Origin of the sequence: Lysobacter yananisis (assembly GCF_031199375.1) — a bacterium.
In the GTDB taxonomy this organism is placed as follows: Bacteria; Pseudomonadota; Gammaproteobacteria; order Xanthomonadales; family Xanthomonadaceae; genus Lysobacter; species Lysobacter yananisis.
On record NZ_CP133568.1, the window covers coordinates 3,735,437 to 3,757,452 of the forward strand.

Sequence of the window (22,016 nt, forward strand, 5' to 3'; positions counted from 1 at the left end):
CCTGACGGTGGGGGCGGGCGGGACGCTTTGTCCCGCCCCCGGATTTGTATCACAAGGCGATGATTTCAAAGCGGTTTTTGTCGATTTTGCGGGCCGCCCGGCGGGCTTTGCTTGCGCTCCCGGGCCGCCACCCCCATAACGGGAGCCTGGATGCCGCGGCATCCTCACCCCACGCTTGTCGAGAGCTCCAATGACCCAGTCTTCCGCCGAATCCATGACCCTGCCGGTGCTGCCGCTGCGCGATGTGGTCGTGTTCCCGCACATGGTGATTCCGCTGTTCGTCGGCCGCGACAAGTCGATCCGCGCCCTCGACCTGGCGATGGAATCGGACAAGCGCATCCTGCTGGTCGCGCAGAAGTCCGCCGAGACCGACGACCCGGGCGCCGAGGATCTCTACGAGATCGGCACCCTGGCCCAGGTCCTGCAACTGCTCAAGCTGCCCGACGGCACCATCAAGGTGCTGGTCGAAGGCGTCTCGCGCGTGCGCGTGGATGAGGTGGCCGAGCGCGACGGCGCGCTGGCCGGCCATGCGGTCGTGGTCGAGCCGCAGATCGATCGCGAAGAGCGCGAGATCGAGGCCATCGCGCGCTCGCTGATGGGCCTGTTCGAACAGTACGTCAAGACCAACCGCAAGCTGCCGCCGGAGCTGATGCAGACGCTCGCCGGCATCGACGAGCCCGGCCGCCTCGCCGACACCGTCGCCGCGCACCTGGGCGTGCGCATCGGCGACAAGCAGAAGCTGCTGGAGACCCACGCCGTCGGCGCGCGCCTGGAGCAGCTGGTCGGCCTGGTCGACGGCGAAATCGACGTGCAGCAGCTGGAAAAGCGCATCCGCGGCCGGGTCAAGTCGCAGATGGAGAAGAGCCAGCGCGAGTACTACCTCAACGAGCAGATGAAGGCGATCCAGAAGGAGCTCGGCGAGATCGACGATGCGCCCAACGACATCGACGAGCTCGCGCGCAAGATCGCCGAGGCCGGCATGCCCAAGCCGGTCGAGACCAAGGCTAAGAACGAGCTCAACAAGCTCAAGCAGATGTCGCCGATGTCGGCCGAAGCCGCGGTGGTGCGCAACTACCTCGACTGGCTGCTGGGCGTGCCGTGGAAGAAGCGCAGCAAGATCCGCAAGGACCTTAAGGCCGCGCAGGACGTGCTCGACGCCGACCACTTCGGCCTGGAGAAGGTCAAGGAACGCATCCTGGAATACCTCGCGGTGCAGTCGCGGGTGAAGAACATGAAGGGCGCGATCCTGTGCCTGGTCGGCCCGCCGGGCGTCGGCAAGACCTCGCTCGGCCAGTCGATCGCCAAGGCCACCAACCGCAAGTTCGTGCGCATGTCGCTCGGCGGCGTGCGCGACGAGGCCGAAATCCGCGGCCATCGCCGCACCTACGTCGGTTCGATGCCGGGCCGGATCGTGCAGAACCTCAACAAGGTCGGCAGCAAGAATCCGCTGTTCGTGCTCGACGAGATCGACAAGATGTCGATGGACTTCCGCGGCGATCCGTCCTCGGCACTGCTGGAAGTGCTCGATCCGGAGCAGAACAACGCGTTCAACGACCACTACCTGGAAGTCGACCTCGACCTCAGCGAAGTGATGTTCGTCGCGACCTCCAACTCGCTCAACATTCCCGGTCCGCTGCTGGACCGCATGGAAGTGATCCGGATCCCGGGTTACACCGAGGAAGAGAAGCTCAACATCGCGATGCGCTACCTGCTGCCCAAGCAGATCAAGAACAACGGCCTCAAGCCCGAAGAGATCAAGATCGCCGAAAGCGCGGTGCGCGACATCATCCGCTACTACACGCGCGAATCCGGCGTGCGCAACCTGGAGCGCGAGATCTCCAAGATCTGCCGCAAGGTGGTCAAGGAAATCGCGCTCGCCGGTCCGAAGCCGGCGAAGAAGGGCAAGGACGGCGCGGTCAACGTCGGCTCCAAGAACCTGGAGAAGTACCTGGGCGTGCGCCGCTTCGATTTCGGCCGCGCCGAGGAGCAGAACGAGATCGGCCTGGTCACCGGCCTGGCCTGGACCGAGGTCGGCGGCGACCTGCTGCAGGTCGAGGCGACGCTGGTGCCGGGCAAGGGCCAGCTGATCCTGACCGGCCAGCTCGGCGACGTGATGAAGGAGTCGGTGTCGGCGGCCCTGTCGGTGGTGCGCGCGCGCGCCGAGCGCCTCGGCATCGACGTCGAGTTCCTGCAGAAGCACGACGTGCACGTGCACGTGCCCGAGGGCGCCACGCCGAAGGACGGCCCCAGCGCCGGCATCGGCATGGCCACCGCGCTGGTCTCGATGCTGACCAAGAACCCGGTCAAGGCCGACGTGGCGATGACCGGCGAGATCACCCTGCGCGGCCGCGTGCTGCCGATCGGCGGCTTGAAGGAGAAGCTGCTGGCGGCGCTGCGCGGCGGCATCCGCACCGTGATCATTCCCGAGGAGAACCGCAAGGATCTCGCCGACCTGCCCAAGAGCGTGACCCAGGGCCTGAAGATCATCCCGGCGCGCTGGATCGACGAGGTGCTCGACATCGCGCTCGAGCGGCCGATCGCGCCGGCTCCGGCCGCCGCGTCGGGCGAGGGCGAAGGCGACATCGCGGTGCGCGAAAGCGGCAAGAGCGGCCCGCAGCCCGACGTCAAGCATTGACTCGGGCCGTCGGTCGGAGGGCACCGGAAGCGGGCGCGAAAAAACGCTGAAAGCCGCGCCACAGCTGGCTTTCAAGCTTGCGCCCCCTATAGGCCGCTGGTATAACGACCGCAACCGCGCAGCCCCAATCCACAAGCACAACTTCTGCGCGGCACACTTGATCGGAGCGCGCCTCCTGCGGCCTCGCTCCGATTCTCAGAACTCGCGGTCGCAACCGCACAGGGAGTCAAGAAAATAATGAACAAGGCCGAACTCGTAGGCGCCGTCGCCGAAACCGCCGAGCTGTCGAAGACCGACGCTACCGCCGCCGTCGATGCGCTGATCGACGTCGTCACCAAGGCGCTGAAGAAGGGCGACACTGTCACGCTCGTAGGCTTCGGCACCTTCCAGGTGCGCAAGCGCGCCGCCCGCCAGGGCCGCAACCCCAAGACCGGCGAGACCATCAAGATCCCGGCTTCGAAGAATCCCTCCTTCAAGGCTGGCAAAGCGCTGAAGGATGCCGTAAACTAATCAACTCGGCGGCGGTGCAGCGCACTGTCGACGAAACCCAAAGCAGTCAGCCCAGGTCATCCGGGTGCTTAGCTCAGCGGTAGAGCGTCTCCTTTACACGGAGAGGGTCGGGGGTTCGAAACCCTCAGCACCCACCAGAGTCGCTGGTCTTTCTGCCGTGGCGGTTGCTTCGCGAAAGCGGCATCGACGAGCGAAACGGGTTTTCGGAAACCGATTTTGGTTGTAAAGTTTCAGCGGCAACGTTTCAAAGTGCGGAGTGGTAGTTCAGTCGGTTAGAATGCTGGCCTGTCACGCCGGAGGTCGCGGGTTCGAGTCCCGTCCACTCCGCCAGTTTTGTCGAAGGCGCCGGAAACGGCGCCTTCGTTTTTTATATAAGTGAGGGTCCTCGATTTTGTCGCGCTGCGGCACGGATCGAAGGCCGGAGTTTCAAAGCGCGGAGTGGTAGTTCAGTCGGTTAGAATGCTGGCCTGTCACGCCGGAGGTCGCGGGTTCGAGTCCCGTCCACTCCGCCAGTTGTAGCGAAAAGGCACCGGAAACGGTGCCTTTTCTTTTTTCCGCGGCCGATTTCCGTGGCCGATCGCGCGCGCGGATTCCCGTATCCGCATTACCGCGCACGGGCGATGCGCACGCGCGTTCGCAACCGGCGCCCGGCCGCGGGATCGCCCGCGGGCCTCGGCGCCGGCCCGGGCCGCGTGCGCCGGCCGGCCGGGACGGGCCGACCGCGGCCAAATGCGGCCGAATGCGACGGCCGTCGTCCCACGCCGCCAGGTCGCGGAACCGCGCTAAACTGTCCGGCTTACGACTTAACCCGACCCGGACATGCTGCAGACACTCCGCGACAAGACCTCGGGCTGGATCGCCACCGTGATCCTCGGCCTGCTGATCATCCCCTTCGCCTTCGTCGGCATCGAGCAGTACATGGTGCAGCGTACCGACAACGCGGTCGCGCGCATCGAGATCGCGCCGACGTGGTGGCGTTCGGCGCCGTCGTGGTGGCCGGCGTCGATGCTGTGGCGCAAGGAGTCGATCACGCGCGCCGATTTCGACGAGCGCTTCAACCGCGCCCGCGACCAGACCCGCCAGCAGCAGGGCGCCAACTTCGACGCGCGCGAGTTCGAGAAGCTCGAGAACAAGCGCGAAGTGCTCGACGGCCTGATCGACGAGCGCGTGCGCAAGCTCGCCGCCGAAGTCGACGGCGTGATCGTCAGCGACGCGCTGGTGGTCAAGTCGATCCAGGGCATCCCGGACTTCCAGGACGGCAGCGGCAAGTTCAACCAGGAGCGCTACATCCTCGGCCTGCAGATGGGCAACCCGCCGCGCACGCCGACCCAGTTCGAGCAGTACGTGCGCGACAGCCTGCAGACTTCGATGCTGCCCGCCGCCCTGGCCGGCAGCAGCTTCGCCACCTCCAGCGAGACCGACCGGCTGATCAAGCTGCTCGGCGAGAAGCGCGACATCAGCCTGATCGAGCTGCCGCCGCAGCCGGCCGATACCGCCGAGGTCGCCGCGGCCGACATCCAGAAGTGGTACGACGGCCACGGCAAGGATTTCCGCCTGCCCGAGAGCGTGAGCATCGAGTACGTCGAGCTCAACGCCGCCAACATGCCGCCGCCGCCGGCGCCGTCCGAGGCCGACCTGCTCAAGCGCTACGAGAACGAGAAGAACAAGTTCCAGGCCGCCGAGCAGCGCCTGGTCTCGCACATCCAGATCAACGTGCCGGCCGGCGCCGACGCGGCCGCGCAGAAGGCCGCCGAGGACAAGGCCAAGCAGCTCGCCGCGCAGGCCAAGGCGCCCGGCGCCGACTTCGCCGCGCTGGCGCGCGCCAACAGCGACGACCTCGGCTCCAAGGCCGCCGGCGGCGACCTGGGCTGGATGGGCAACGGCGCGATCCCGGGCGCGTTCAACGACGCCGCGTTCAAGCTCCAGGCCGGCCAGGTCGGCGACCCGGTCAAGGCCGAGGGCGGTTGGCACATCATCCAGGTGCGCGAGATCAAGAGCGGCTCGCAGCAGCCGTTCGAGGCGGTGCGCGAGACCCTGCTGCGCGAGGAGACCGAGGCCGCGCGCGAGCGCGCGTTCAACGAGTTCTCGGCCAAGCTGGTCGATCAGGTCTACAAGAACCCGACCACGCTGGAAGGCCCGGCCAAGGCGGTCGGCCTGCCGGTGCAGAAGCTCGCCGTGGTGACCCGCAACGCCGCGGCCAACACCGGCATCGCGCAGAACCCGGCGGTGGTCCGCTCCGCGTTCTCCGATCAGCGCATGCAGGACAACACCGTCAGCGATCCGATCGACATCGGCCAGGATCACAGCGTGCTGATCCGCGTGGTCTCGCACACGCCCGAGCGCGCCCAGCCGCTGGCGCAGGTGCGCGACAAGGTGATCGCCGCGGTCCGCGCCGACCGCGTGACCAAGGCCGCGGAAAAGGACGCCGACGCGCTGATCGCGCGCATCGTCGGCGGCGAGGCGCTGGCCGCCATCGCCAGCTCCAAGCAGCTGCCGCCACCGCAGGAACTGCCGGGCGTGATCCGCGGCATGCCGATGCTGCCGCCGGAGATGACCGAGGCAATCTTCGCCGTGCAGCCGGCGGCGCAGGGCAAGATCGCGGCAGGCAAGGCCAAGCTGCCCGACGGACGCTACGTCGTGTTCGCCATCGGCAAGATCGCGCCGGGCGACAAGGCCACGCTCAAGCCGTCCGAGCTGGACATGCTGCGCAGCCAGACCGCGCAGGCGGCGGCGCAGGACGAAGTGACCGAACTGACCTCGTCGCTGCGCAAGCGCATGCAGATCAAGGTGGTCGAGGACAACCTGCGCTGAGGCGCGGATTCGCCCGCGCTGCGTAAACGAAAGGCCCGGCGATCGCCGGGCCTTTTCGTTTCTGCGGGATGAGTGACGGGTGATGCGGGCGGTCGGCGCGGTGGTTGGGTTGTCGCGGCCGCGGCTTGCGCCACTTCTGCAATCGCGACGCGCCGCAGCGGCACGCTCCCTGTAGGAGCGGCGCAAGCCGCGACCGCGACAACCCAGCCACCGCGAAGCTCGCGCCTGCGCATCGCATCATTCAAGCGTCGCGCAGGCCACGCCCCCGCATCGCCTCCACCAGCCCCGGGCTACCATGCGCGCATGAAAAGCAAACTGATCGCCGTCGGCGAACGCGCGCCGCGCTGGGTCGCCGAGGGCTTCGGCGAATACCAGAAGCGCTTGTCGCATTGGCTGCCGCTGGAGTTGGTGGAGATCGAACCGGGCCTGCGCGGCAAGGGCCGCGATGCGGCGCGCGCGACCGCCGACGAGGGCGCGCGGGTGTTGACGGCGTTGCCGAAGAACGCCTGCGTGGTGGCGCTGGAAGGGCGCGGGCGGTTGTGGACGTCGGAGCAACTGGCGCAACGCCTGGAGCATTGGCGCGGGCAGGGACGCGATCTGGCGTTCCTGATCGGCGGGCCCGAGGGGCATGCGCCCGACGTGCTGGCGCGCGCCGACGAGCAATGGTCGCTGGGGCCGTTGACCTTGCCGCACATGCTGGTGCGGTTGGTCGCGGCCGAGCAGTTGTATCGGGCGGCGGCGTTGCTGGCCAATCATCCCTATCACCGCGCCTGAGCTATCGCCGCGGCTGCGCGTTTTTTCGGGACGGCCTGCGGCTTTTGTGGGAGGGCCTTCAGGCCCGATGTTTTTGTCCCAGGTTGCCGCGACCTGAGCGAAAGGCATCGGGCCTGAAGGCCCTCGCACAAAAGCCCAAGGCATCGGGCCTGAAGGCTCTCCCACACAAGCCGAAGGCATCGGGCCTGAAGGCTCTCCCACACAAGCCGAAGGCATCGGGCCTGAAGGCCCTCCCACACAAGCCGAAGGCATCGGGCCTGAAGGCCCTCTCACACAAGCTGAAGGCCTCGGGCCTGGAAGCCTCCTGCAAAAAGCGCAAGGCCCTCGGGCGAGGGCCTTGCGTGCAGCGGGCTCGGCGGCGGCTTGCGCCGTGGCGACGGGCGGGCTGCAGCGTTACTGGTCGAGCTTGAACTGGATCGGCACCCGGCCGCGCGCCTGCACGGCTTGGCCGTTCTCCATCGCCGGCTGGAACGTCCAGCGCTGCAGCACGACCTTGCGCGCGGCCTGGTCGAGCGAGCGGTGGCCGCTGCTGCGCACGATGCTGACGTCCAGCGGCTTGCCGTCGATGCCGACCAGGATCTCCAGCTCGACCGTGCCGGTGAGGTTGTTGCGGATCGCGTCGACCGGATAGGTCGGCGCCGGGTTGCGCAGCACCTGCAGGGTTGCGCCTTCGATGATCCCGCGGCCGACGTTGGTGCTCGGCGGGGTCGCGATCGCGACCTGCTCGACTCCCTGGAAATCCATCGGCAGCGCGGGCTGGTCGACCACGATCTCCTGGGGCGGCGCTTGCTGCTGGACGACGGGCGGGGTGCGCGGTTGCGGCTTGGTCTCCACTTGGCGGATCACCGGCGGCGGTTTGTGTTCGATCACGACCGGCTTCTTCTCCCGCGGCAGCAGGATCACATCGGTCACCGGATCTAGCGACTTCTGGATCAGTTGCGGCGCGCTCAACGGCGCCAGCATCAGCATCAGCATCGCGGCGTTGAAGGCGATGGCCCCGGCGTTGGCGGCGATGCGGGTGCCGTCCAGGGATTCGTGGGCGTGGTGGGACGGGAGCGTGCGGACCATGGGCATCCTCCTTGAGTGTGTCGTGCAGCACTGACAACGGCCCGGAACCGCCCACGGGGTTGAAGCTGAAGACGGCGCCGTATCACAAAAATGCGCCGCGCCCGGGTGGCGATGCAAGCGGTTCTCGTTTGCGACTTTGGGTGGAGGAGCGGACTGAGGGCGGTCCCACCGGACGCGCCGAGTACGTGGACAACGTCCGGATTCGTGCAGGGATCGGCGCTTATTTTCGAGGCCTCGTGCGGGCCGCGCGTCCTTCGGTGCGAAGCGGTTTTCCTGAACGACCGGCAACGGCGTTCGGCCGGTCATGCGCTTGGCCACTTGCTGCGGGCGAACGAGTCTGTCGTCGCACGTGGGCACGACTCAGCCTGCGCGACGGCGCGACGGCCGCGCAGCAGCTGCCCGTTCCCCCGATCCGCGAAAACGACGAGGCCCGCATGCGCGGGCCTCGTCTTTGCCATCGGCGGGATTGAAAACCGGCTTCAGTCCGGGTCCGGCCCGGTCTCCGGCTCGCGGTCCAGCCCGCCCTCGTCGGGATCGGGCTTGGGCCGCTTCGGCCGATGCGCATCCTCGCGGTCCTTGGGCTGCGGCTCGGGGTAGCCCGGGCTGCGGCCCGGGCGCGGGTCGGAACTGCCCGGCACGGTGTTCTTGTCGCTCATCTCACTTGCCCAGCTCGAACACGACGTCGAGGTTCATCGACAGGCTGTTCTCGCCCGGCGACACCGAGGTGTCGGCGGCGGCGCCGGCCTTCTCCATGCGCATGGCCATCATCGGCATCGGCATCGGCGGGGCGAAACGGCCGCCTTCGCTGACGCTGACGATGCGCCGCACCTTCATGCCGAGGGTCTTGGCGTACATCTCGGCGCGGGCCTGGGCCTTTTCGATGGCGCCGCGGCGGGCTTCGTCGAAGGCGGCGTCCTTGTCCTTGTCGTCGAGGTCGAAGGTCGGGCCGTTGATCTGGTTGGCGCCGGTGGCGACCAGCGAGTCGAGGATCTTGCCGACCTTGGAAATGTCGCGGATCACGATGTTGACGTTGTTGTTGGCCTGGTAGCCGGTGATCTGCGGCGGCTGGTTTTCCTGGTAGCGGTACTGCGGGTTGAGGTTGATGCCGCTGGTCTGGATGTCGCGTTCGGCGATGCCGGCGGCCTTGATCGCGGCGACCACCTTGGCCATCTGCTCGGCGTTGGCGCGCATCGCCGCGTTGGCGTCGGCGGCCTGGGTGACCACGCCGGTGGACACGGTGGCGATGTTGGGGGTGCGCTTGGCGGTGGATTCGGCCGAGACCGACAGCAGGGTGCCGTCGGTGGCGACGTAGGGCGCGGTCTGGGCGGACGCGGTCATGGCGGTTGCGGCTCCGAAGGCGAGGACGGCGGCGAGCGCCAGCGGGCGCAACGACAGGCGGGACAGGCGGGACGACAGCGACGGCAGGCGGACGAGCGGCGAGGACGACGACCGGGTCATGTGGAACTCCTTGAGGGACGAGGTAAGGGTCTTGCTGAACCGGTTAACGAACCGTGATTCGGTGCGGGGTTTGCGCCGTCGGGCTTGAGGCGGCGCTCAGTCAGCGCGGGTTATGCTTTCGCACATGCTCTATCTAGCCTCCCAGTCGCCGCGGCGACGCGAATTGCTCGGCCGCCTCGGCCTGGAATTCGGCCTCATCGATCTCGATATCCCCGAACAGCGCCAGCCCGGCGAGCCCGCCGCCGACTACGTGCGCCGGGTCGCGCGCGAGAAGGCCGGCGCCGGCCTGCTCAAGGTGGTCGCCAATCCGTCCGCGGCGGTGCTCGGCGCCGATACCGAGGTGGTGCTCGACGACGAGGTGTTCGGCAAGCCGCGCGATCCCGAAGACGCCCGCGCCATGCTGCGCCGGCTGTCCGGCCGCACCCACCAGGTGATCAGCGCGGTGTCGCTGGTCACGCCGGCGCGCGAGGCGCAGGCGGTGTCGGTGTCGGAGGTCAGTTTCGCCGCGCTCGACGAAGGGCAGATCGAACGCTACGTCGCCGGCGGCGAGCCGATGGGCAAGGCCGGCGGCTACGCCATCCAGGGCGGCGCGGAGGTGTTCGTCAGCCGCCTGGCCGGCAGTTACTCCGGCGTGATGGGGCTGCCGCTGCACGAGACCGCGCGGCTGCTGCGCGAGTTCGGCCTGGGCGCCTAGCGCGGGCGCGAGCCTGCGCCGCGGGCGCTTTTCCGACGCGGCGGAACTTAGGCTGCCGCGCCGGCTCCGATCCTGCGGGCGCCGCGCGCTATCTTGGTCCCGGGCCCCTCGCGCATCGTCCCCCGTCGCGTTCCCCAAGCTTTCCCCGTACGTTTCCGACCCGCCGTTTCCCTCATCGTTTCCACGCCCCGCACCGGACCCGCGCCGCCTCATGACTGAAGAAATCCTGGTCAACGTCACTCCGCGCGAGACCCGCGTCGCCGTGGTCGAGAACGGCATGCTGCAAGAGCTGCACATCGAGCGCGGCTGGCGCCGCGGGGTGGTCGGCAACATCTACAAGGGCAAGGTGCAGCGGGTCATGCCGGGGATGCAGGCGGCGTTCGTCGAGATCGGCCTGGAGCGCGCGGCGTTCCTGCACGCGGCCGACATCGTCAAGCCCAACCAGAGCGGCGAAGGCGAGGGCGACGAGGCGCCGCTGCCGCCGGCGCCGACCCGGCCGATCGCCGAGTTGCTGCGCGAGGGCCAGGAAATCATCGTGCAGGTGGTCAAGGACCCGATCGGCAGCAAGGGCGCGCGCCTGACCACGCAGCTGTCGATCCCCTCGCGTTACCTCGTGCTGCTGCCGCGCACGCGCGTGGTCGGGGTGTCGGCGCGGATCGAGGACGAAGGCGAGCGGGCGCGGCTGAAGTCGCTGGTGACCGCGCAGGCGCCGGCGACCGAGCAGCACGGCTACATCGTGCGCACCAACGCCGAAGGCCAGCCGGAGGAGGCGCTGGCCGAGGACATCGCCTACCTGAGCCGGGCCTGGGCGCTGATCGCGGAGAAGTCGCGCAGCAGCAAGATCGGCGAGCGCGTGTACGAGGACCTGAGCCTGCCGCTGCGCGCGGTGCGCGACCTGATCCGGCGCGACGTGGAGAAGGTCAAGGTCGACTCGCGCGAGACCAGCGAGCGCCTGCGCAGCTTCGCCGCCCAGTACATGCCGGGGCTGGCGGAAAAGATCGAGCACTACACCGGCGCGCGGCCGATCTTCGACCTGTACGGGGTCGAGGACGAGATCCAGCGCGCGCTGGACAAGGAAGTGCCGCTGAAGTCCGGCGGCTATCTGGTCATCGACCAGACCGAGGCGATGACCACCATCGACGTCAACACCGGTTCGTTCCTGGGTCAACGCAACCTCGAGGAAACCGTTTACCGCACCAACCTGGAGGCGGCCCAGTCGGTCGCCCGGCAACTGCGGCTGCGCAACCTGGGCGGGATCATCATCATCGACTTCATCGACATGACCGACCAGGAGCACAAGCGCCAGGTGCTGCGCCAGCTGGAGAAGGCGCTGACCCGCGACCACGCCAAGACCACGGTGTACGAGTTCTCGCCGCTGGGGCTGGTGGAGATGACCCGCAAGCGCACCACCGAGAGCCTGGAGCGCCAGCTCAGCGAGGCCTGCCACGAGTGCGGCGGCCGCGGCACGCTGAAGACGCCGGAGACGGTCACCTACGAGATTTTTCGCGACATCGTCCGCCAGGTGCGCCAGTTCGACGCGGCGCGGCTGCTGGTGATCGCCTCGCCCAAGGTGGTGGCGCGGATCACCGACGAAGAGTCGGCGGCGGTGGCCGAGCTGGAGGAATTCCTCGGCAAGTCGATCCGGTTCCAGGCCGACGACCAGTATGCGCAGGAGCAGTTCGATGTGGTGTTGCTTTAACGCGGACGCGGCGCGGGCGGCGGGGAACGGCCGGCGCTGTTCCGCGTTGCCGCGTCGGTCGCGCGCGCGGGCCGCGGCGCGCGCGATGTTTGCGCTGCGCGTTGCCGGTCGCGCCGCTTGCCTGAGCGCCGCGCCCCGCGGAGCGTTGCGCTGATGCCCACGCCCCTGCGCCGCCGCCTGCGCATCGCGCGCCGTGCCGTGTTCTACGGCGCGACGGTGGTGCTGGTGCTGGTGGCGTCGTTGCTGGCGGTGGCCAGCCAGTTGTTGCCGCTGGCCGAGCGCCATCCGGACAAGGTCGCGGCGTGGTTGAGCCAGCGCGCGGGGCGGCCGGTCGCGTTCGACCGGGTCGAGACGCAATGGACCCGGCGCGGGCCGCTGCTGCGCCTGGATCGGCTGCGCATCGGCGAAGGCGCGCAGGCGTTCAACATCGGCGATGCCGAGATGCTGGTGTCGCTGTATGCCGGCGTGTTGCCGGGCCAGGCGTTCTCCGAGCTGCGCCTGAGCGGGCTCGACCTGACCCTGGAGCGCGCCGACGACGGCCGCTGGAAGGTGCGCGGCCTGCCCGGGCAGGAGCGCGAGGAGCAGGGCGATCCGCTGTCGGCGCTGGAAGGCCTGGGCGAGTTGCAGGTGATCGGCGCCAAGCTGGCGGTGGTCGCGCCGAGCCTGGGCGTGGATGCGCGGGTGCCGAAGATCGACCTGCGCCTGCGCGTGAACGGCGACCGCGTGCGCGCCGGTGCGCGCGCCTGGCCCAGCGTCGGCGTGGCCGGCGCGCCGTCGACGCCGCTGGACGTGGTGCTGGATTTCGACCGCAAGCGCGGCGACGGCCGCGCCTATGCCGGCGCGGTGCGCGCCGACTTGTCGGGCTGGTCGCCGTTGTTGAAGGTCGCCGGCATCCGGATCGAATCGGGGCAGGGCCGGGCCGAGGCGTGGGCCGACCTGCGCGAGCACCGGATCGCCGGGGTGATGGTGTCGGCGGCGTTGGATCGGGTCGGCCTGCGCGCCGAGCGCACCGCGCCGGCCGATGCGCCGGCGACCGCGGCGTCGACCTCGGTGCCGGCGGCGATCGCCGCCGCTGCGGCGCCGGTCGCCGCCGCGGTGAACGGGCCGCCTGGCCCGTCCGCGGCGAGCGGAACGAACCGCGTCGGGGCTGAAGCCCCTCCCACAAAGCCGGCCGCAACGCCCGTGGGAGGGCCTTCAGGCCCGACGCCTTCCGGCCAGGTCGCCGCGAGCGCAGCCGCCCGCGCCGGAGCCGAAGCGCCGCGCTCGGCCACCGACGGCGCGTCCGGCACACCCCCGCCGCCGGCGCGGGTCGAGTTCGAACACGTCGAGGCGCTCGCGCATTACCGCCTCACCGACAACGGCTGGCGCCTGGACGCGTCCCGGCTGCGGATCGGCAGCGGCGCCAACGTGCAGACCCTCGACGGCCTCGCGGTGGCCGGCGGCGAGCGCTATGCGCTGCGCGCCGACCGCATCGACGCCGGTCCGCTGATCGCGGTCGCCGCGCTCAGCGACGCGCTGCCCGAACGCCTGCGCCGCTGGTTCGAGACCGCCAAGCCGCGGGTGGCGCTGAGCGCGATCGCGGTCAACGGCCATCGCGACGGGCCGATGTTCGCCAGCGCCCGGGTCGATGCGCTCGGCTTCGATCCGGTCGGCCATTCGCCGGGCCTGCAAGGCCTGGCCGGCACGTTCCAGGCCGATGCCGACGGATTCGCGTTCGATCTCGATCCCAATGCGCCGATGCGCTTCGACTGGCCGTCGGGGTTCGGCGTGCCGCACACGGTCAAGCTGGTCGGCAGCGTCGGCGGCTGGCGCGAGGGCGCCGGCTGGCGCGTCGGCACCACCGCGCTGCGCATCGACGGCGGCGATTTCGGCCTGCGCGCGCGCGGCGGGATGTGGTGGCAGGGCGACGGTTCGCGGCCGTGGATCGACATCGCCGCCGACCTCGACCCGACCCGGCTGCCGGTGGCGAAGGGCTTCTGGGTGCGCAGCCAGATGTCGCAGCGGCTGTTGAACTGGCTCGACACCGCGCTGGTCGCGGGCACGTTGACCGATGCGCATGCGGTGGTCTCGGGCGATCTCGACGACTGGCCGTTCAACCGCAACAACGGCTTGTTTTACGCCGGCGGCAAGCTGCGCGGGGCGACCGTGAAGTTCCAGCCGGACTGGCCGGCGGTCGAGGGCCTGGACGCCGACATCGCCTTCGTCGGCGACGGGTTCAGCGTCGAGGGCGGCGGCAAGATCGCCGGGGTCGGCGTGCGCAAGGTGCGGTCGGGGATCGAGCGTTACCACGACGGCGTGCTGTACGTGAAAGCCGAGACCGACGCCGAGGCCGGCCAGCTGCTGTCGCTGCTGCGGCAGAGCCCGCTGCACAAGGAACACGCCGACACCCTCGACAACCTGCGCGCGAGCGGCCCGGCCGCGGTCGCCTTCGACATGCAGCTGGCGCTGCGCGAGGGCGGGCGCACCACGCTCAAGGGCGGCGTCGATCTGGCCGACGCCAAGCTCGCCGATCCGCGCTGGAAGGTCGCCTTCGAACAAGTGCGCGGCCATGCCGATTTCAGCCGCGCCGGATTCGCCGCGGAGAACCTGGCGGTGCTGCACGACGGCGCCCCCGGCAAGCTGTCGCTGCGCGCCGGCGAGGACTACGTGCGCGACAAGGGCAATGCGTTCGAGGCCGGGCTGGACGCGATGTCCGCGGCCGACGACCTGATCGCGCGCGGGCCCGACGATCTGGCCTGGCTCAAGGAGTATCTGGACGGGCGCTCGCTGTGGACGGTGGGCATCGCGATTCCTAGGGCGCCGGCGGTGAAGGCGGCCGGCGCATCGGTGCAGGCGCCGACCTTGCTGCACTTGCAGTCCAACTTGGTCGGCACCTCGATCGGCATGCCGCCGCCGTTGAACAAGGCCGCGGCGACGCCGCTGCAGGCCACCATCGAGACGCCGTTGCCGCTCGGCAGCGGCGATGTGCGGGTCGCGCTCGGCAACACCCTGGCGCTGCGTTCGCGCAACAGCAACGGCAAGACCGGGGTGCGGGTGGTGCTCGGCGCCAACCGCGTCGACGACCTGCCGCCGCCGAGCGGGCTGCTGGTGACCGGCCGCACTGACACGCTGGAAGCGATCGACTGGATCGCGCTGGCGCATGGCGACGGTTCCGACGACAGCCTGCCGCTGCAGCGCATCGACGTGAACGTGCAGCGCCTGCAACTGCTCGGCGGGGTGTTCCCCAATACCCGGCTGGTGGTGGCGCCGGCGGCGCGCGGCGCGACCGCGGTGCGCGCCGAGGGCGCGGCGCTGGACGGCGCGGTGATGATCCCGGCGGGCGGGGGCGGCAGCATCGCCGGCAAGTTCGCGCGGGTGCATTGGACGGCGGTGGATGCGGGCGGCGGCGCGACTGCGGGCACTGGTGCCGGCAACAGCGCGCACGCGACGGCGAGCGCCGCCGCCGCGGCCAAGCCCGCCGACGCCTCGATGGACCCGGCCAAGATCCCCGCGCTGACCATCGACATCGCCGACCTGCGCTTCGGCAGTGCCGCGCTCGGCACCGCCAGCGTGCGCACCCGGCCGACCCCGGCGGGCATGCGCATCGACCAGATCAGCACCCGCGGCGGCAAGCAGTCCATCGACCTCAGCGGCGACTGGACCGGCCGCGGCGCGGCCGCGCGCACCCACCTGAGCGCGACCGTGGACAGCGGCGACGTCGGCGCGCTGATGAACGGCTTCGGCTTCGGCGGCCAGATCGGCGGCGGCAAGGGCAAGGCGCGGCTCGACGCCGGCTGGCCCGGCGCGCCGGCGGCGATGGCGCTGGGCTCGCTGGAAGGCAGCCTCAGCCTGGACGTGCGCGACGGCCGCCTGATCGAGATCGAACCCGGCGCCGGCCGCATGCTCGGCCTGCTCAGCGTGGCCCAGCTGCCGCGCCGGCTGACCCTGGACTTCCGCGACCTGTTCTCCAAGGGCTTCGCCTTCGACCGGGTCGGCGGCACGGTGCGCTTCGGCAACGGCAGCGCGCGCAGCGACGACCTCAGCATCGACGGCCCGGCCGCGAGCATCGCCATCCGCGGCGCCGCCGACCTGCGCGCGCAGAGCTACGACCAGACCATCGAAGTGCGGCCGAAGGCGGCCAACGTGCTGACCGCGGTCGGCGCGCTCGCCGCCGGCCCGGTCGGCGCGGCGATCGGCGCGGCGGCCAACGCGGTGCTGCAGAAACCGCTCGGCAGCCTGACCTCGCGTACCTACCGTGTGACCGGCCCGTGGAAGGAGCCCAAGGTCGAAGTGCTGAGCCGCGAGCAGACCCGCGCCGCCGCCCGGCCGGCGCCGCCGGCGGGCTAGGGCTTACCTCGGGGCCTTCGGACCCCGAGTGCCGAAAAGGCTCGCGGCCGTCGTGGGAGGGCCTTCAGGCCCGATGCTCTTGTGCCAGATCAGGCGACCTGAGCGAAAAGCGTCGGGGCTTAAGCCCCTCCCACCAAATCCTGGGTCACAGCCCCGCTCCTGTGGGAGGGCCTTCAGGCCCGATGCTTTTGTGCCCGATCGCGGCGACCCGACCGGAGAGCTTCGGGGCTGAAGCCCCTCCCACAAGCCCGGGGGCTGAAGTCCCTTCACACAGCCCAGGGTCGAGACGCTGTTCCTGTGGGAGGGCCTTCAGGCCCGACGCTCTCGTGCCAGATCGCCGCGACCCACCGAAAGGCGCCAGCCCCAAGCCCCGCCCACGGTTGATCCGGCGCCCGGCGCCACTATCTAGTGTCTTGTCCCAATCCCGCCCCGCGCCCCGCCACAGCGGCGCCGCGGGCGCCTAAGATGCCCTTTTTCCTCATCCCGGTTCCCACATGACCCTGCCGATCCAGCTCGCCGAATCCCGCCTCCTCCTGCCCGCCGGGCTCGATGCCAGCGGCCTGGAGCGCAGCTTCGGCACCCTGCTCGGGCCGGGCATCGATTTCGGCGATCTGTATTTCCAGCATTCGCGCCGCGAGAGCTGGACGGTCGAGGACGGCATCGTCAAGGACGGCGCGCATTCGATCGAGCAGGGCGTCGGCGTGCGCGCGATCAGCGGCGAGAAGACCGGCTTCGCCTATTCCGACGAGATCAACGGCGAGGCCTTGCTCGGCGCGGCCAAGTCGGCGCGCGCGATCGCCCGCGACGGCGGCGCGCAGGCGCCGCGCGCGCTGGTGCGCGGCGGCGGCCGTTCGCTGTACCGCAGCGAGGATCCGATCGATTCGGTTTCCAACGAGGCCAAGGTCGAGGCGCTGCGCCAGCTCGACCAACTGCTGCGCGCCGCCGATCCGCGCGTGCGCCAGGTCGTGGTCAGCCTCAACGGCGTGCTCGACACCGTGCTGGTGGCGCGCAGCGACGGCGTGCTCGCCGCCGACGTGCGCCCGCTGGTGCGCTTGAACGTGCAGGTCCTGGTCGAACAGAACGGCCGCCGCGAGAGCGGCTACGCCGGCGGCGGCGGCCGCTACAGCTACGCCGAACTGCTCGCCAGCGACCGGCCGCAGCGGTGGGCGCGCGAAGCGTTGCGCCAGGCGCTGGTGAACCTCGACGCGGTCGACGCGCCGGCCGGGGTGATGCCGGTGGTGCTCGGCTCGGGCTGGCCCGGCGTGCTGCTGCACGAAGCGGTCGGCCACGGTCTGGAAGGCGACTTCAACCGCAAGGGCACCTCGACCTACGCCGGCCGCATGGGCCAGCGCGTCGCCGCCAAGGGCGTGACCATCGCCGACGACGGCACCCTGGAAGGCCGCCGCGGCTCGCTCAACGTCGACGACGAAGGCACTCCGACCAACTGCACCACGCTGATCGAAGACGGCGTGCTGGTCGGCTACATGCAGGACACGCTCAACGCCCGGCTGATGGGCATGGAACCGACCGGCAACGGCCGTCGCGAATCCTTCGCCCACCTGCCGATGCCGCGCATGACCAACACCTACATGCTGGCCGGCGCGCACGACCCGGAAGAGATGATCCGCTCGGTCAAGAAGGGCCTGTACGCGGTCAATTTCGGCGGCGGCCAGGTCGACATCACCAGCGGCAAGTACGTGTTCTCGGCGACCGAGGCCTACCTGATCGAGGACGGCAAGATCACCGCGCCGGTGAAGGGCGCGACCTTGATCGGCAACGGCCCGGAGACGATGCAGAAGGTCAGCATGATCGGCCACGACCTGGCGCTCGACGAAGGCGTGGGCGTGTGCGGCAAGGACGGGCAGAGCGTGGCGGTCGGCGTCGGCCAGCCGTCGTTGCTGATCGACGGGCTGACCGTCGGCGGCACCAGCGCGTGAGATCGGCCGGGGCTATCGCTGCGGCTGTGCGTCCGCAGCCTCGTCCAGCCCGCGGATGTAGCGCAGCAGCTTGCGCGGCATCCGGTGGCGGTGCCGCATCGACGCGGCTTCCTGTATCAATCGCTTGAGCCGCTTGCGATCCGCGTGCGGATACGCCGCGGCGAAGGCTTCGATCCCGTCGAAGCCTTCGTCGATCAAGCGCGTCCGCCAGGTCTCGATGCGCAGCAGTCGCGGGTCGATGGTCATCGGCGGCGCGCGCTTGGCGGCTTATTCCTGTTCGGGCGAGGTTTCGTCGTCGTGGTCGGCTTCGTCGCCCGCGCCCTGGCCGAGGATCGCCGCGCGCAGCTCGCGGTACAGCTCGCGGAACGAATGCGGCGGCTTGTTGCGCTTGCGCTCCTCGAGCGTGTTGCGCACCAGCTGGCGCAGGCGCTGGCGGTCGGCCTGCGGGTATTCGTCGAGCAGCCCGGCCAACGCGGCGTCGCCGTCCTCGAGCAGGCGCTCGCGCCATTGCTCGACCCGGTGCATCGCCGCGACTTCGCGCCGCGCCGCCTCGCCGTTCTCGTCCATCGCGTCGCGCAGCGTTTCCAGCGCGTCTTCGTCTTCGCGCCGCATCTGCTTGGCCAGGAACGCCAGCTGGCGCTTGTGGGCGACGTGGGCGGTGATGCGCTTGGTCTCGCGGATGTGCGGCAGCAGCGCCTCGGGCACCGGCAGCTTGGCCAGCTGGGCCTCGGTCAGGGCGACCAGTTTTTCCGCCAGCGCCAGCACCTCCAGCGCCTCGCGCCGGTTCTGGCTGCGGCTGGGGCTGAAAAATTCGCCGGTGTCTTCGTCTCTGCCGCGCATCGCACTTCCCTCGATAAACTGAACATTACGGCGACGCCGCCCGCGGCGCCGCCACCGACTAGGATAAGCCATTGAACGCGCAAGCCCTCACCGCCGCCGCCCACACCTTCGCCGATCCGGAACAGCGCCTGGACGCGCTGGCCGAGCTGTCCCAGCGCCTGCTGGCGGCCGCGCGCGCGCGCGGGGCGACCCAGGCCGAGGTGTCGTGTTCGGAAGACGCCGGCCTCAGCGTCAACGTGCGCATGGGCGAGGTCGAGACGGTGGAGTCCACCCGCGACCGCGGGATCGGCGTGACCGTCTACTTCGGCCAGCGCAAGGGCAGCGCCAGCACCGCCGATCTGCGCGAGGACAGCCTGGAGTCCACGGTCGAGCAGGCCTGCGCGATCGCCCGCTACACCGAGGACGACCCGGCCGCGGGCCTGGCCGACGCCGCGCTGATGGCGCGCGAGGAACGCGACTTCGACACCTGGCACCCCTGGCTGATCGACGCCGACCGGGCGATCGAGCTGGCCCTGGCCTGCGAATCGGCCGGGCGCGGGTTCGATGCGCGGATCGAGAATTCCGACGGCACCTCGATCGGCACCGGCGCCAGCATCGGCGTGTACGCCAACTCGCACGGCTTCATCGGCCGCGAGCGCAGCACCCAGCACAGCCTGAGCTGCGCGCTGATCGCCGGGCGCGGCGATCAGATGCAGCGCGACGGCTGGTACACCCTGGGGCTGGCGCCGGAGGACATGGAGTCGGCCGCGGCGGTGGGCCGCAAGGCCGCCGAGCGCACCGTCTCGCGGCTGGCGCCGCGCCAACTCGCGACCGGCGACTATCCGGTGCTGTTCGCGGCCGAGAGCGCGCGCTCGCTGATCGGCCACCTGATCAGCGCCGTCAGCGGCGGCAACCTGTACCGGCGCACCAGCTTCCTGGTCGACAGCGTCGGGCAGACGCTGTTTCCCGAATGGTTCTCGATCCGGGAAACCCCGTTCCTGATGCGCGGCCTGCGTTCGACCGCCTACGACGCCGAGGGCGTGGCGACGCGCGAATCGTCGTTGGTCGAAGGCGGTGTGCTGCAACGTTACGTGCTCGGCAGCTACTCGGCGCGCAAGCTCGGCCTGAGCACCACCGGCAACGCTGGCGGCGTGCACAACCTGCATGTCGCCGCCAATGCCGGCGACTTCGATGCCCTGGTCAAGCAGATGGGCCGCGGCCTGCTGGTCACCGAGCTGATGGGGCAGGGCGTCAACGGCGTCACCGGCGACTACTCGCGCGGCGCGGCCGGCTTTTGGGTCGAGGGCGGCGAGATCCAGTATCCGGTCGACGGCATCACCATCGCCGGCAACCTGCGGCGCATGTTCGCCGGGATCGAGGCGGTCGGCAGCGACGTCGACCCGCGCTCGCACATCCGCACCGGTTCGATCCTGCTCGGCAAGATGACGGTGGCGGGCGAGTGAGGTTTGCGCCGCGCGCGCGCCGCGCGGCCGACGACGAACTTCGGCGGTGCGACGGCTTTTGTGGGAGGGGCCTCAGCCCCGACGCTTTTGTGCCCGCTCGCCGCGACCTGAGCGCAAGGCGTCGGGGCTGAAGCCCCTCCCGCAAAGGCATCTCCCTTCCATCACCCGCCGCATCGCCCTGAACGGGCGCCGGCGCTGTCAACCCGATCCGCGTCCGGCCGTTTCCAACGGGTAGTCCACCCGCCGGGAACCCCGATGAGCGCCAGCAAGGCCACGGCCGCCAATCGTTTCGGACTGGGCGCGCGCCCGGGCGAACTGGAGCGCGGCGGCGGCGACGGACGCGAGATCCTGCTCGCGCAGTTGCGCCGCCCGCCCGCGCTCGACGCGTTCGCCGGCTTGCCCGGCAGCGTCGAGACCATGCGCCTGGAGTTCCGCCAGCAGCAGCTCAATCGCGCCGCGCGCGCGCGCCGCGCGGCGGCCGCCGGCGATGGCGAGCCGGCGATGGCCGCGGCGGCCGCGGCGGCCGACCCCGCCGCGCCCGCGACGGCCGCAGACGAAACCGCGCCGCGCGCCCGCCGCCGCGCGCGCGACGCCGATCCGGCGCAGGCCGCGCGCGAGCGCAGTCCCGCAGCGCGCGCCGGCGCCGACGGCCCGGCCGACTCCGGCGAAACCCTGCGCCGCGAACTGCGCCGCCAGCAACTGGCCGAGTTCGCCGCGCGCTACCGCCACGCCGCCGACACCGATGCGCCCTTCGTCGAACGCCTGAGCCAGTTCTGGTCGAACCACTTCGCCGTGTCGATCGACAAGGGCAACGCGCGCCTGTACGCCGGTTCGATGGAGCGCGAGGCGATCCGCCCGCACGTGCTCGGCCGCTTCGAGGACATGCTGCTGGCGGTGGAGCGGCACCCGGCGATGCTGCGCTATCTCGACAACGCCGCCTCCATCGGCGACGACTCGCGCGCCGCGATGCGCGCGCAGAAGCTCGGGCGCGAGAAGCGCGGCCTCAACGAGAACCTGGCGCGCGAGATCCTGGAACTGCACACCCTCGGCGTCGACGGCGGCTACCGCCAGGAGGACGTGATCGAACTGGCGCGCGCGATCACCGGCTGGAGCACGCCCGGCCCGCGCGACGAAGATGCCGCGCAGTCGTTCGTGTTCCGCGCCAACGCCCACGAGCCCGGCGCGCGCCGCGTGCTCGGCCGCAGCTACGCCGAAGGCGGGCAGGAGCAGGGCCGCGCGGTGCTGGCCGACCTGGCCCGGCATCCGGCCACCGCGCGCCATCTCAGCTTCAAGCTCGCCCGCCACTTCGTCGCCGACCAGCCGCCGCCGGCGCTGGTGGAGCGCATGGCCCAGGCCTATCTGCGCGAGGACGGCGACCTGCGCGCGCTGTACCGGGCGCTGGTCGAAAGCGAGCAGGCCTGGTCGGCGGACGCGCGCAAGTTCAAGACGCCCAACGATTTCGTGATCTCCGCGCTGCGCGCCGGCGAACTGCCGGTGGACGATCAGGCGCGCGCGTTGGTCGGCCTGCTCGCCAGCCTCGGCCAGCCGGTGTTCACTCCGCGCTCGCCGGCCGGTTTTCCCGACACCGCCGCCGATTGGAGCAGCCCCGACGGTTTGTTCAAGCGCATCCAGGCCGCGCAGATGTTCGCCGCGCGGGTGGATTCGGCCGACATCAGCCCGTACCAGCGCGCGCTGGCGGTGCTCGGCAGCCAGGCGGTGAGCGGCGATTTCGCCATCGGCCTGCGCCGCGCCGGTTCGGCCAGCGACGGTTGTTCGCTGCTGTTCGCCAGCCCCGCGTTCCAGTGGAGAGTCTGAGATGGCG

Annotated in this window: 18 protein-coding genes, 3 tRNA genes and 2 pseudogenes; 14 read left to right on the forward strand and 9 right to left on the reverse strand. The window is 70.3% G+C overall.

Translation table 11 applies throughout. From position 1 onward, the window contains the following. The first annotated feature begins 190 nt into the window (after window positions 1–190). The 7 genes from lon to rlmH all read left to right on the forward strand — a co-directional run bounded on the left by lon (window position 191) and on the right by rlmH (window position 6,730). Entirely contained in the window at window positions 191–2,635 is a 2,445-nt protein-coding gene (lon, locus tag RDV84_RS15650; RefSeq protein WP_057948279.1) for an endopeptidase La, read from the forward strand. A gap of 237 nt (window positions 2,636–2,872) precedes the next feature. Next, window positions 2,873–3,145, forward strand: a complete 273-nt coding sequence (locus RDV84_RS15655) for an HU family DNA-binding protein (protein ID WP_057948278.1) — start codon at window positions 2,873–2,875, stop codon at window positions 3,143–3,145. A gap of 62 nt (window positions 3,146–3,207) precedes the next feature. Continuing rightward, window positions 3,208–3,282: transfer RNA gene (locus RDV84_RS15660), tRNA-Val, on the forward strand. 116 nt (window positions 3,283–3,398) lie between these two features. Beyond that, window positions 3,399–3,475: transfer RNA gene (locus RDV84_RS15665), tRNA-Asp, on the forward strand. Between the two features lie 105 nt (window positions 3,476–3,580). Next, a tRNA-Asp gene (locus RDV84_RS15670) sits at window positions 3,581–3,657 on the forward strand. Between the two features lie 307 nt (window positions 3,658–3,964). Continuing rightward, window positions 3,965–5,956 carry a SurA N-terminal domain-containing protein gene (locus RDV84_RS15675; RefSeq protein WP_309150860.1) on the forward strand — a complete coding sequence of 664 codons (1,992 nt, stop codon included), beginning with the start codon at window positions 3,965–3,967 and terminating at the stop codon, window positions 5,954–5,956. Between the two features lie 303 nt (window positions 5,957–6,259). After that, a complete protein-coding gene (gene rlmH / locus RDV84_RS15680; protein WP_309150861.1) occupies window positions 6,260–6,730 on the forward strand; it encodes a 23S rRNA (pseudouridine(1915)-N(3))-methyltransferase RlmH in 471 nt (156 codons plus the stop codon). Between the two features lie 48 nt (window positions 6,731–6,778). Here the strand turns inward: rlmH and RDV84_RS26585 are convergent. The 4 genes and pseudogenes from RDV84_RS26585 to RDV84_RS15695 form a co-directional block, all read right to left on the reverse strand. Continuing rightward, a pseudogene (locus RDV84_RS26585) lies at window positions 6,779–6,982 on the reverse strand (DUF6053 domain-containing protein); the annotation flags it as partial. A gap of 141 nt (window positions 6,983–7,123) precedes the next feature. After that, window positions 7,124–7,798, reverse strand: a complete 675-nt coding sequence (locus RDV84_RS15685; RefSeq protein WP_250449651.1) for an energy transducer TonB — start codon at window positions 7,796–7,798, stop codon at window positions 7,124–7,126. A 479-nt stretch (window positions 7,799–8,277) separates the two neighbouring features. Next, the gene (locus RDV84_RS15690; RefSeq protein ID WP_309150862.1) at window positions 8,278–8,454 is read right to left on the reverse strand and encodes a hypothetical protein; all 177 of its coding nucleotides are present in this window, start codon (window positions 8,452–8,454) and stop codon (window positions 8,278–8,280) included. 1 nt (window position 8,455) lies between these two features. Then, on the reverse strand, window positions 8,456–9,256 hold the full coding sequence (locus RDV84_RS15695; protein WP_078998074.1) for an SIMPL domain-containing protein: 801 nt from the start codon (window positions 9,254–9,256) through the stop codon (window positions 8,456–8,458). A 124-nt stretch (window positions 9,257–9,380) separates the two neighbouring features. On the opposite strand from RDV84_RS15695, the gene RDV84_RS15700 reads away from it, so the two are divergent. The 3 genes from RDV84_RS15700 (at window position 9,381) to RDV84_RS15710 (ending at window position 15,975) form a co-directional block, all read left to right on the forward strand. Further along, window positions 9,381–9,950 carry a Maf family protein gene (locus RDV84_RS15700; protein WP_057948274.1) on the forward strand — a complete coding sequence of 190 codons (570 nt, stop codon included), beginning with the start codon at window positions 9,381–9,383 and terminating at the stop codon, window positions 9,948–9,950. A gap of 211 nt (window positions 9,951–10,161) precedes the next feature. Further along, window positions 10,162–11,649 carry a ribonuclease G gene (gene rng / locus RDV84_RS15705; RefSeq protein WP_078998072.1) on the forward strand — a complete coding sequence of 496 codons (1,488 nt, stop codon included), beginning with the start codon at window positions 10,162–10,164 and terminating at the stop codon, window positions 11,647–11,649. 153 nt (window positions 11,650–11,802) lie between these two features. Further along, the gene (locus tag RDV84_RS15710) at window positions 11,803–15,975 is read left to right on the forward strand and encodes a YhdP family protein (protein WP_309150863.1); all 4,173 of its coding nucleotides are present in this window, start codon (window positions 11,803–11,805) and stop codon (window positions 15,973–15,975) included. Window positions 15,976–15,978: 3 nt separating this feature from the next. Here RDV84_RS15710 and RDV84_RS26590 read toward each other — a convergent pair whose 3' ends face one another. Both RDV84_RS26590 and RDV84_RS26595 read right to left on the reverse strand, forming a co-directional pair. Beyond that, window positions 15,979–16,152, reverse strand: a complete 174-nt coding sequence (locus RDV84_RS26590) for a DUF6053 domain-containing protein (protein ID WP_425608216.1) — start codon at window positions 16,150–16,152, stop codon at window positions 15,979–15,981. Then, entirely contained in the window at window positions 16,121–16,219 is a 99-nt protein-coding gene (locus RDV84_RS26595) for a DUF6053 domain-containing protein (protein WP_425606254.1), read from the reverse strand. The genes RDV84_RS26590 and RDV84_RS26595 overlap by 32 nt, the downstream gene beginning before the upstream one ends. A gap of 53 nt (window positions 16,220–16,272) precedes the next feature. Here RDV84_RS26595 and RDV84_RS26600 point away from each other — a divergent pair, with 53 nt between their 5' ends. Next, the gene (locus RDV84_RS26600; RefSeq protein ID WP_425606384.1) at window positions 16,273–16,359 is read left to right on the forward strand and encodes a DUF6053 domain-containing protein; all 87 of its coding nucleotides are present in this window, start codon (window positions 16,273–16,275) and stop codon (window positions 16,357–16,359) included. 110 nt (window positions 16,360–16,469) lie between these two features. Further along, complete coding sequence (gene tldD, locus RDV84_RS15715; protein WP_309150864.1) at window positions 16,470–17,912, forward strand: metalloprotease TldD; 1,443 nt, start codon at window positions 16,470–16,472, stop codon at window positions 17,910–17,912. Between the two features lie 12 nt (window positions 17,913–17,924). On the opposite strand, the gene RDV84_RS15720 is transcribed toward tldD, so the two are convergent. Both RDV84_RS15720 and yjgA read right to left on the reverse strand, forming a co-directional pair. Beyond that, window positions 17,925–18,158 carry a dual-action ribosomal maturation protein DarP gene (locus RDV84_RS15720; RefSeq protein ID WP_309150865.1) on the reverse strand — a complete coding sequence of 78 codons (234 nt, stop codon included), beginning with the start codon at window positions 18,156–18,158 and terminating at the stop codon, window positions 17,925–17,927. Between the two features lie 21 nt (window positions 18,159–18,179). Continuing rightward, complete coding sequence (gene yjgA, locus RDV84_RS15725; RefSeq protein WP_057948269.1) at window positions 18,180–18,752, reverse strand: ribosome biogenesis factor YjgA; 573 nt, start codon at window positions 18,750–18,752, stop codon at window positions 18,180–18,182. A gap of 71 nt (window positions 18,753–18,823) precedes the next feature. Here yjgA and pmbA point away from each other — a divergent pair, with 71 nt between their 5' ends. Next, window positions 18,824–20,194, forward strand: a complete 1,371-nt coding sequence (pmbA, locus tag RDV84_RS15730) for a metalloprotease PmbA (protein WP_309150866.1) — start codon at window positions 18,824–18,826, stop codon at window positions 20,192–20,194. Between the two features lie 62 nt (window positions 20,195–20,256). Here pmbA and RDV84_RS26605 read toward each other — a convergent pair. Then, window positions 20,257–20,322 (reverse strand): annotated as a pseudogene (locus RDV84_RS26605) (DUF6053 domain-containing protein); the annotation flags it as partial. 127 nt (window positions 20,323–20,449) lie between these two features. Between RDV84_RS26605 and RDV84_RS15735 the strand changes: the two are divergent. Continuing rightward, on the forward strand, window positions 20,450–22,009 hold the full coding sequence (locus RDV84_RS15735) for a DUF1800 domain-containing protein (RefSeq protein ID WP_309150867.1): 1,560 nt from the start codon (window positions 20,450–20,452) through the stop codon (window positions 22,007–22,009). Window positions 22,010–22,016 lie beyond the last annotated feature (7 nt).

Coding starts and splice junctions, on each gene's coding strand:
- RDV84_RS15720 (WP_309150865.1), bottom strand. CDS start 18,158: ATGACCATCGACCCGCGACTGCTGCGCATCGAGACCTGGCGGACGCGC.
- yjgA (WP_057948269.1), bottom strand. CDS start 18,752: ATGCGCGGCAGAGACGAAGACACCGGCGAATTTTTCAGCCCCAGCCGC.
- tldD (WP_309150864.1), top strand. CDS start 16,470: ATGACCCTGCCGATCCAGCTCGCCGAATCCCGCCTCCTCCTGCCCGCC.
- RDV84_RS15735 (WP_309150867.1), top strand. CDS start 20,450: ATGAGCGCCAGCAAGGCCACGGCCGCCAATCGTTTCGGACTGGGCGCG.
- RDV84_RS15675 (WP_309150860.1), top strand. CDS start 3,965: ATGCTGCAGACACTCCGCGACAAGACCTCGGGCTGGATCGCCACCGTG.
- RDV84_RS15695 (WP_078998074.1), bottom strand. CDS start 9,256: ATGACCCGGTCGTCGTCCTCGCCGCTCGTCCGCCTGCCGTCGCTGTCG.
- lon (WP_057948279.1), top strand. CDS start 191: ATGACCCAGTCTTCCGCCGAATCCATGACCCTGCCGGTGCTGCCGCTG.
- RDV84_RS15690 (WP_309150862.1), bottom strand. CDS start 8,454: ATGAGCGACAAGAACACCGTGCCGGGCAGTTCCGACCCGCGCCCGGGC.
- RDV84_RS15655 (WP_057948278.1), top strand. CDS start 2,873: ATGAACAAGGCCGAACTCGTAGGCGCCGTCGCCGAAACCGCCGAGCTG.
- rlmH (WP_309150861.1), top strand. CDS start 6,260: ATGAAAAGCAAACTGATCGCCGTCGGCGAACGCGCGCCGCGCTGGGTC.
- RDV84_RS15710 (WP_309150863.1), top strand. CDS start 11,803: ATGCCCACGCCCCTGCGCCGCCGCCTGCGCATCGCGCGCCGTGCCGTG.
- RDV84_RS15700 (WP_057948274.1), top strand. CDS start 9,381: ATGCTCTATCTAGCCTCCCAGTCGCCGCGGCGACGCGAATTGCTCGGC.
- RDV84_RS15685 (WP_250449651.1), bottom strand. CDS start 7,798: ATGGTCCGCACGCTCCCGTCCCACCACGCCCACGAATCCCTGGACGGC.
- rng (WP_078998072.1), top strand. CDS start 10,162: ATGACTGAAGAAATCCTGGTCAACGTCACTCCGCGCGAGACCCGCGTC.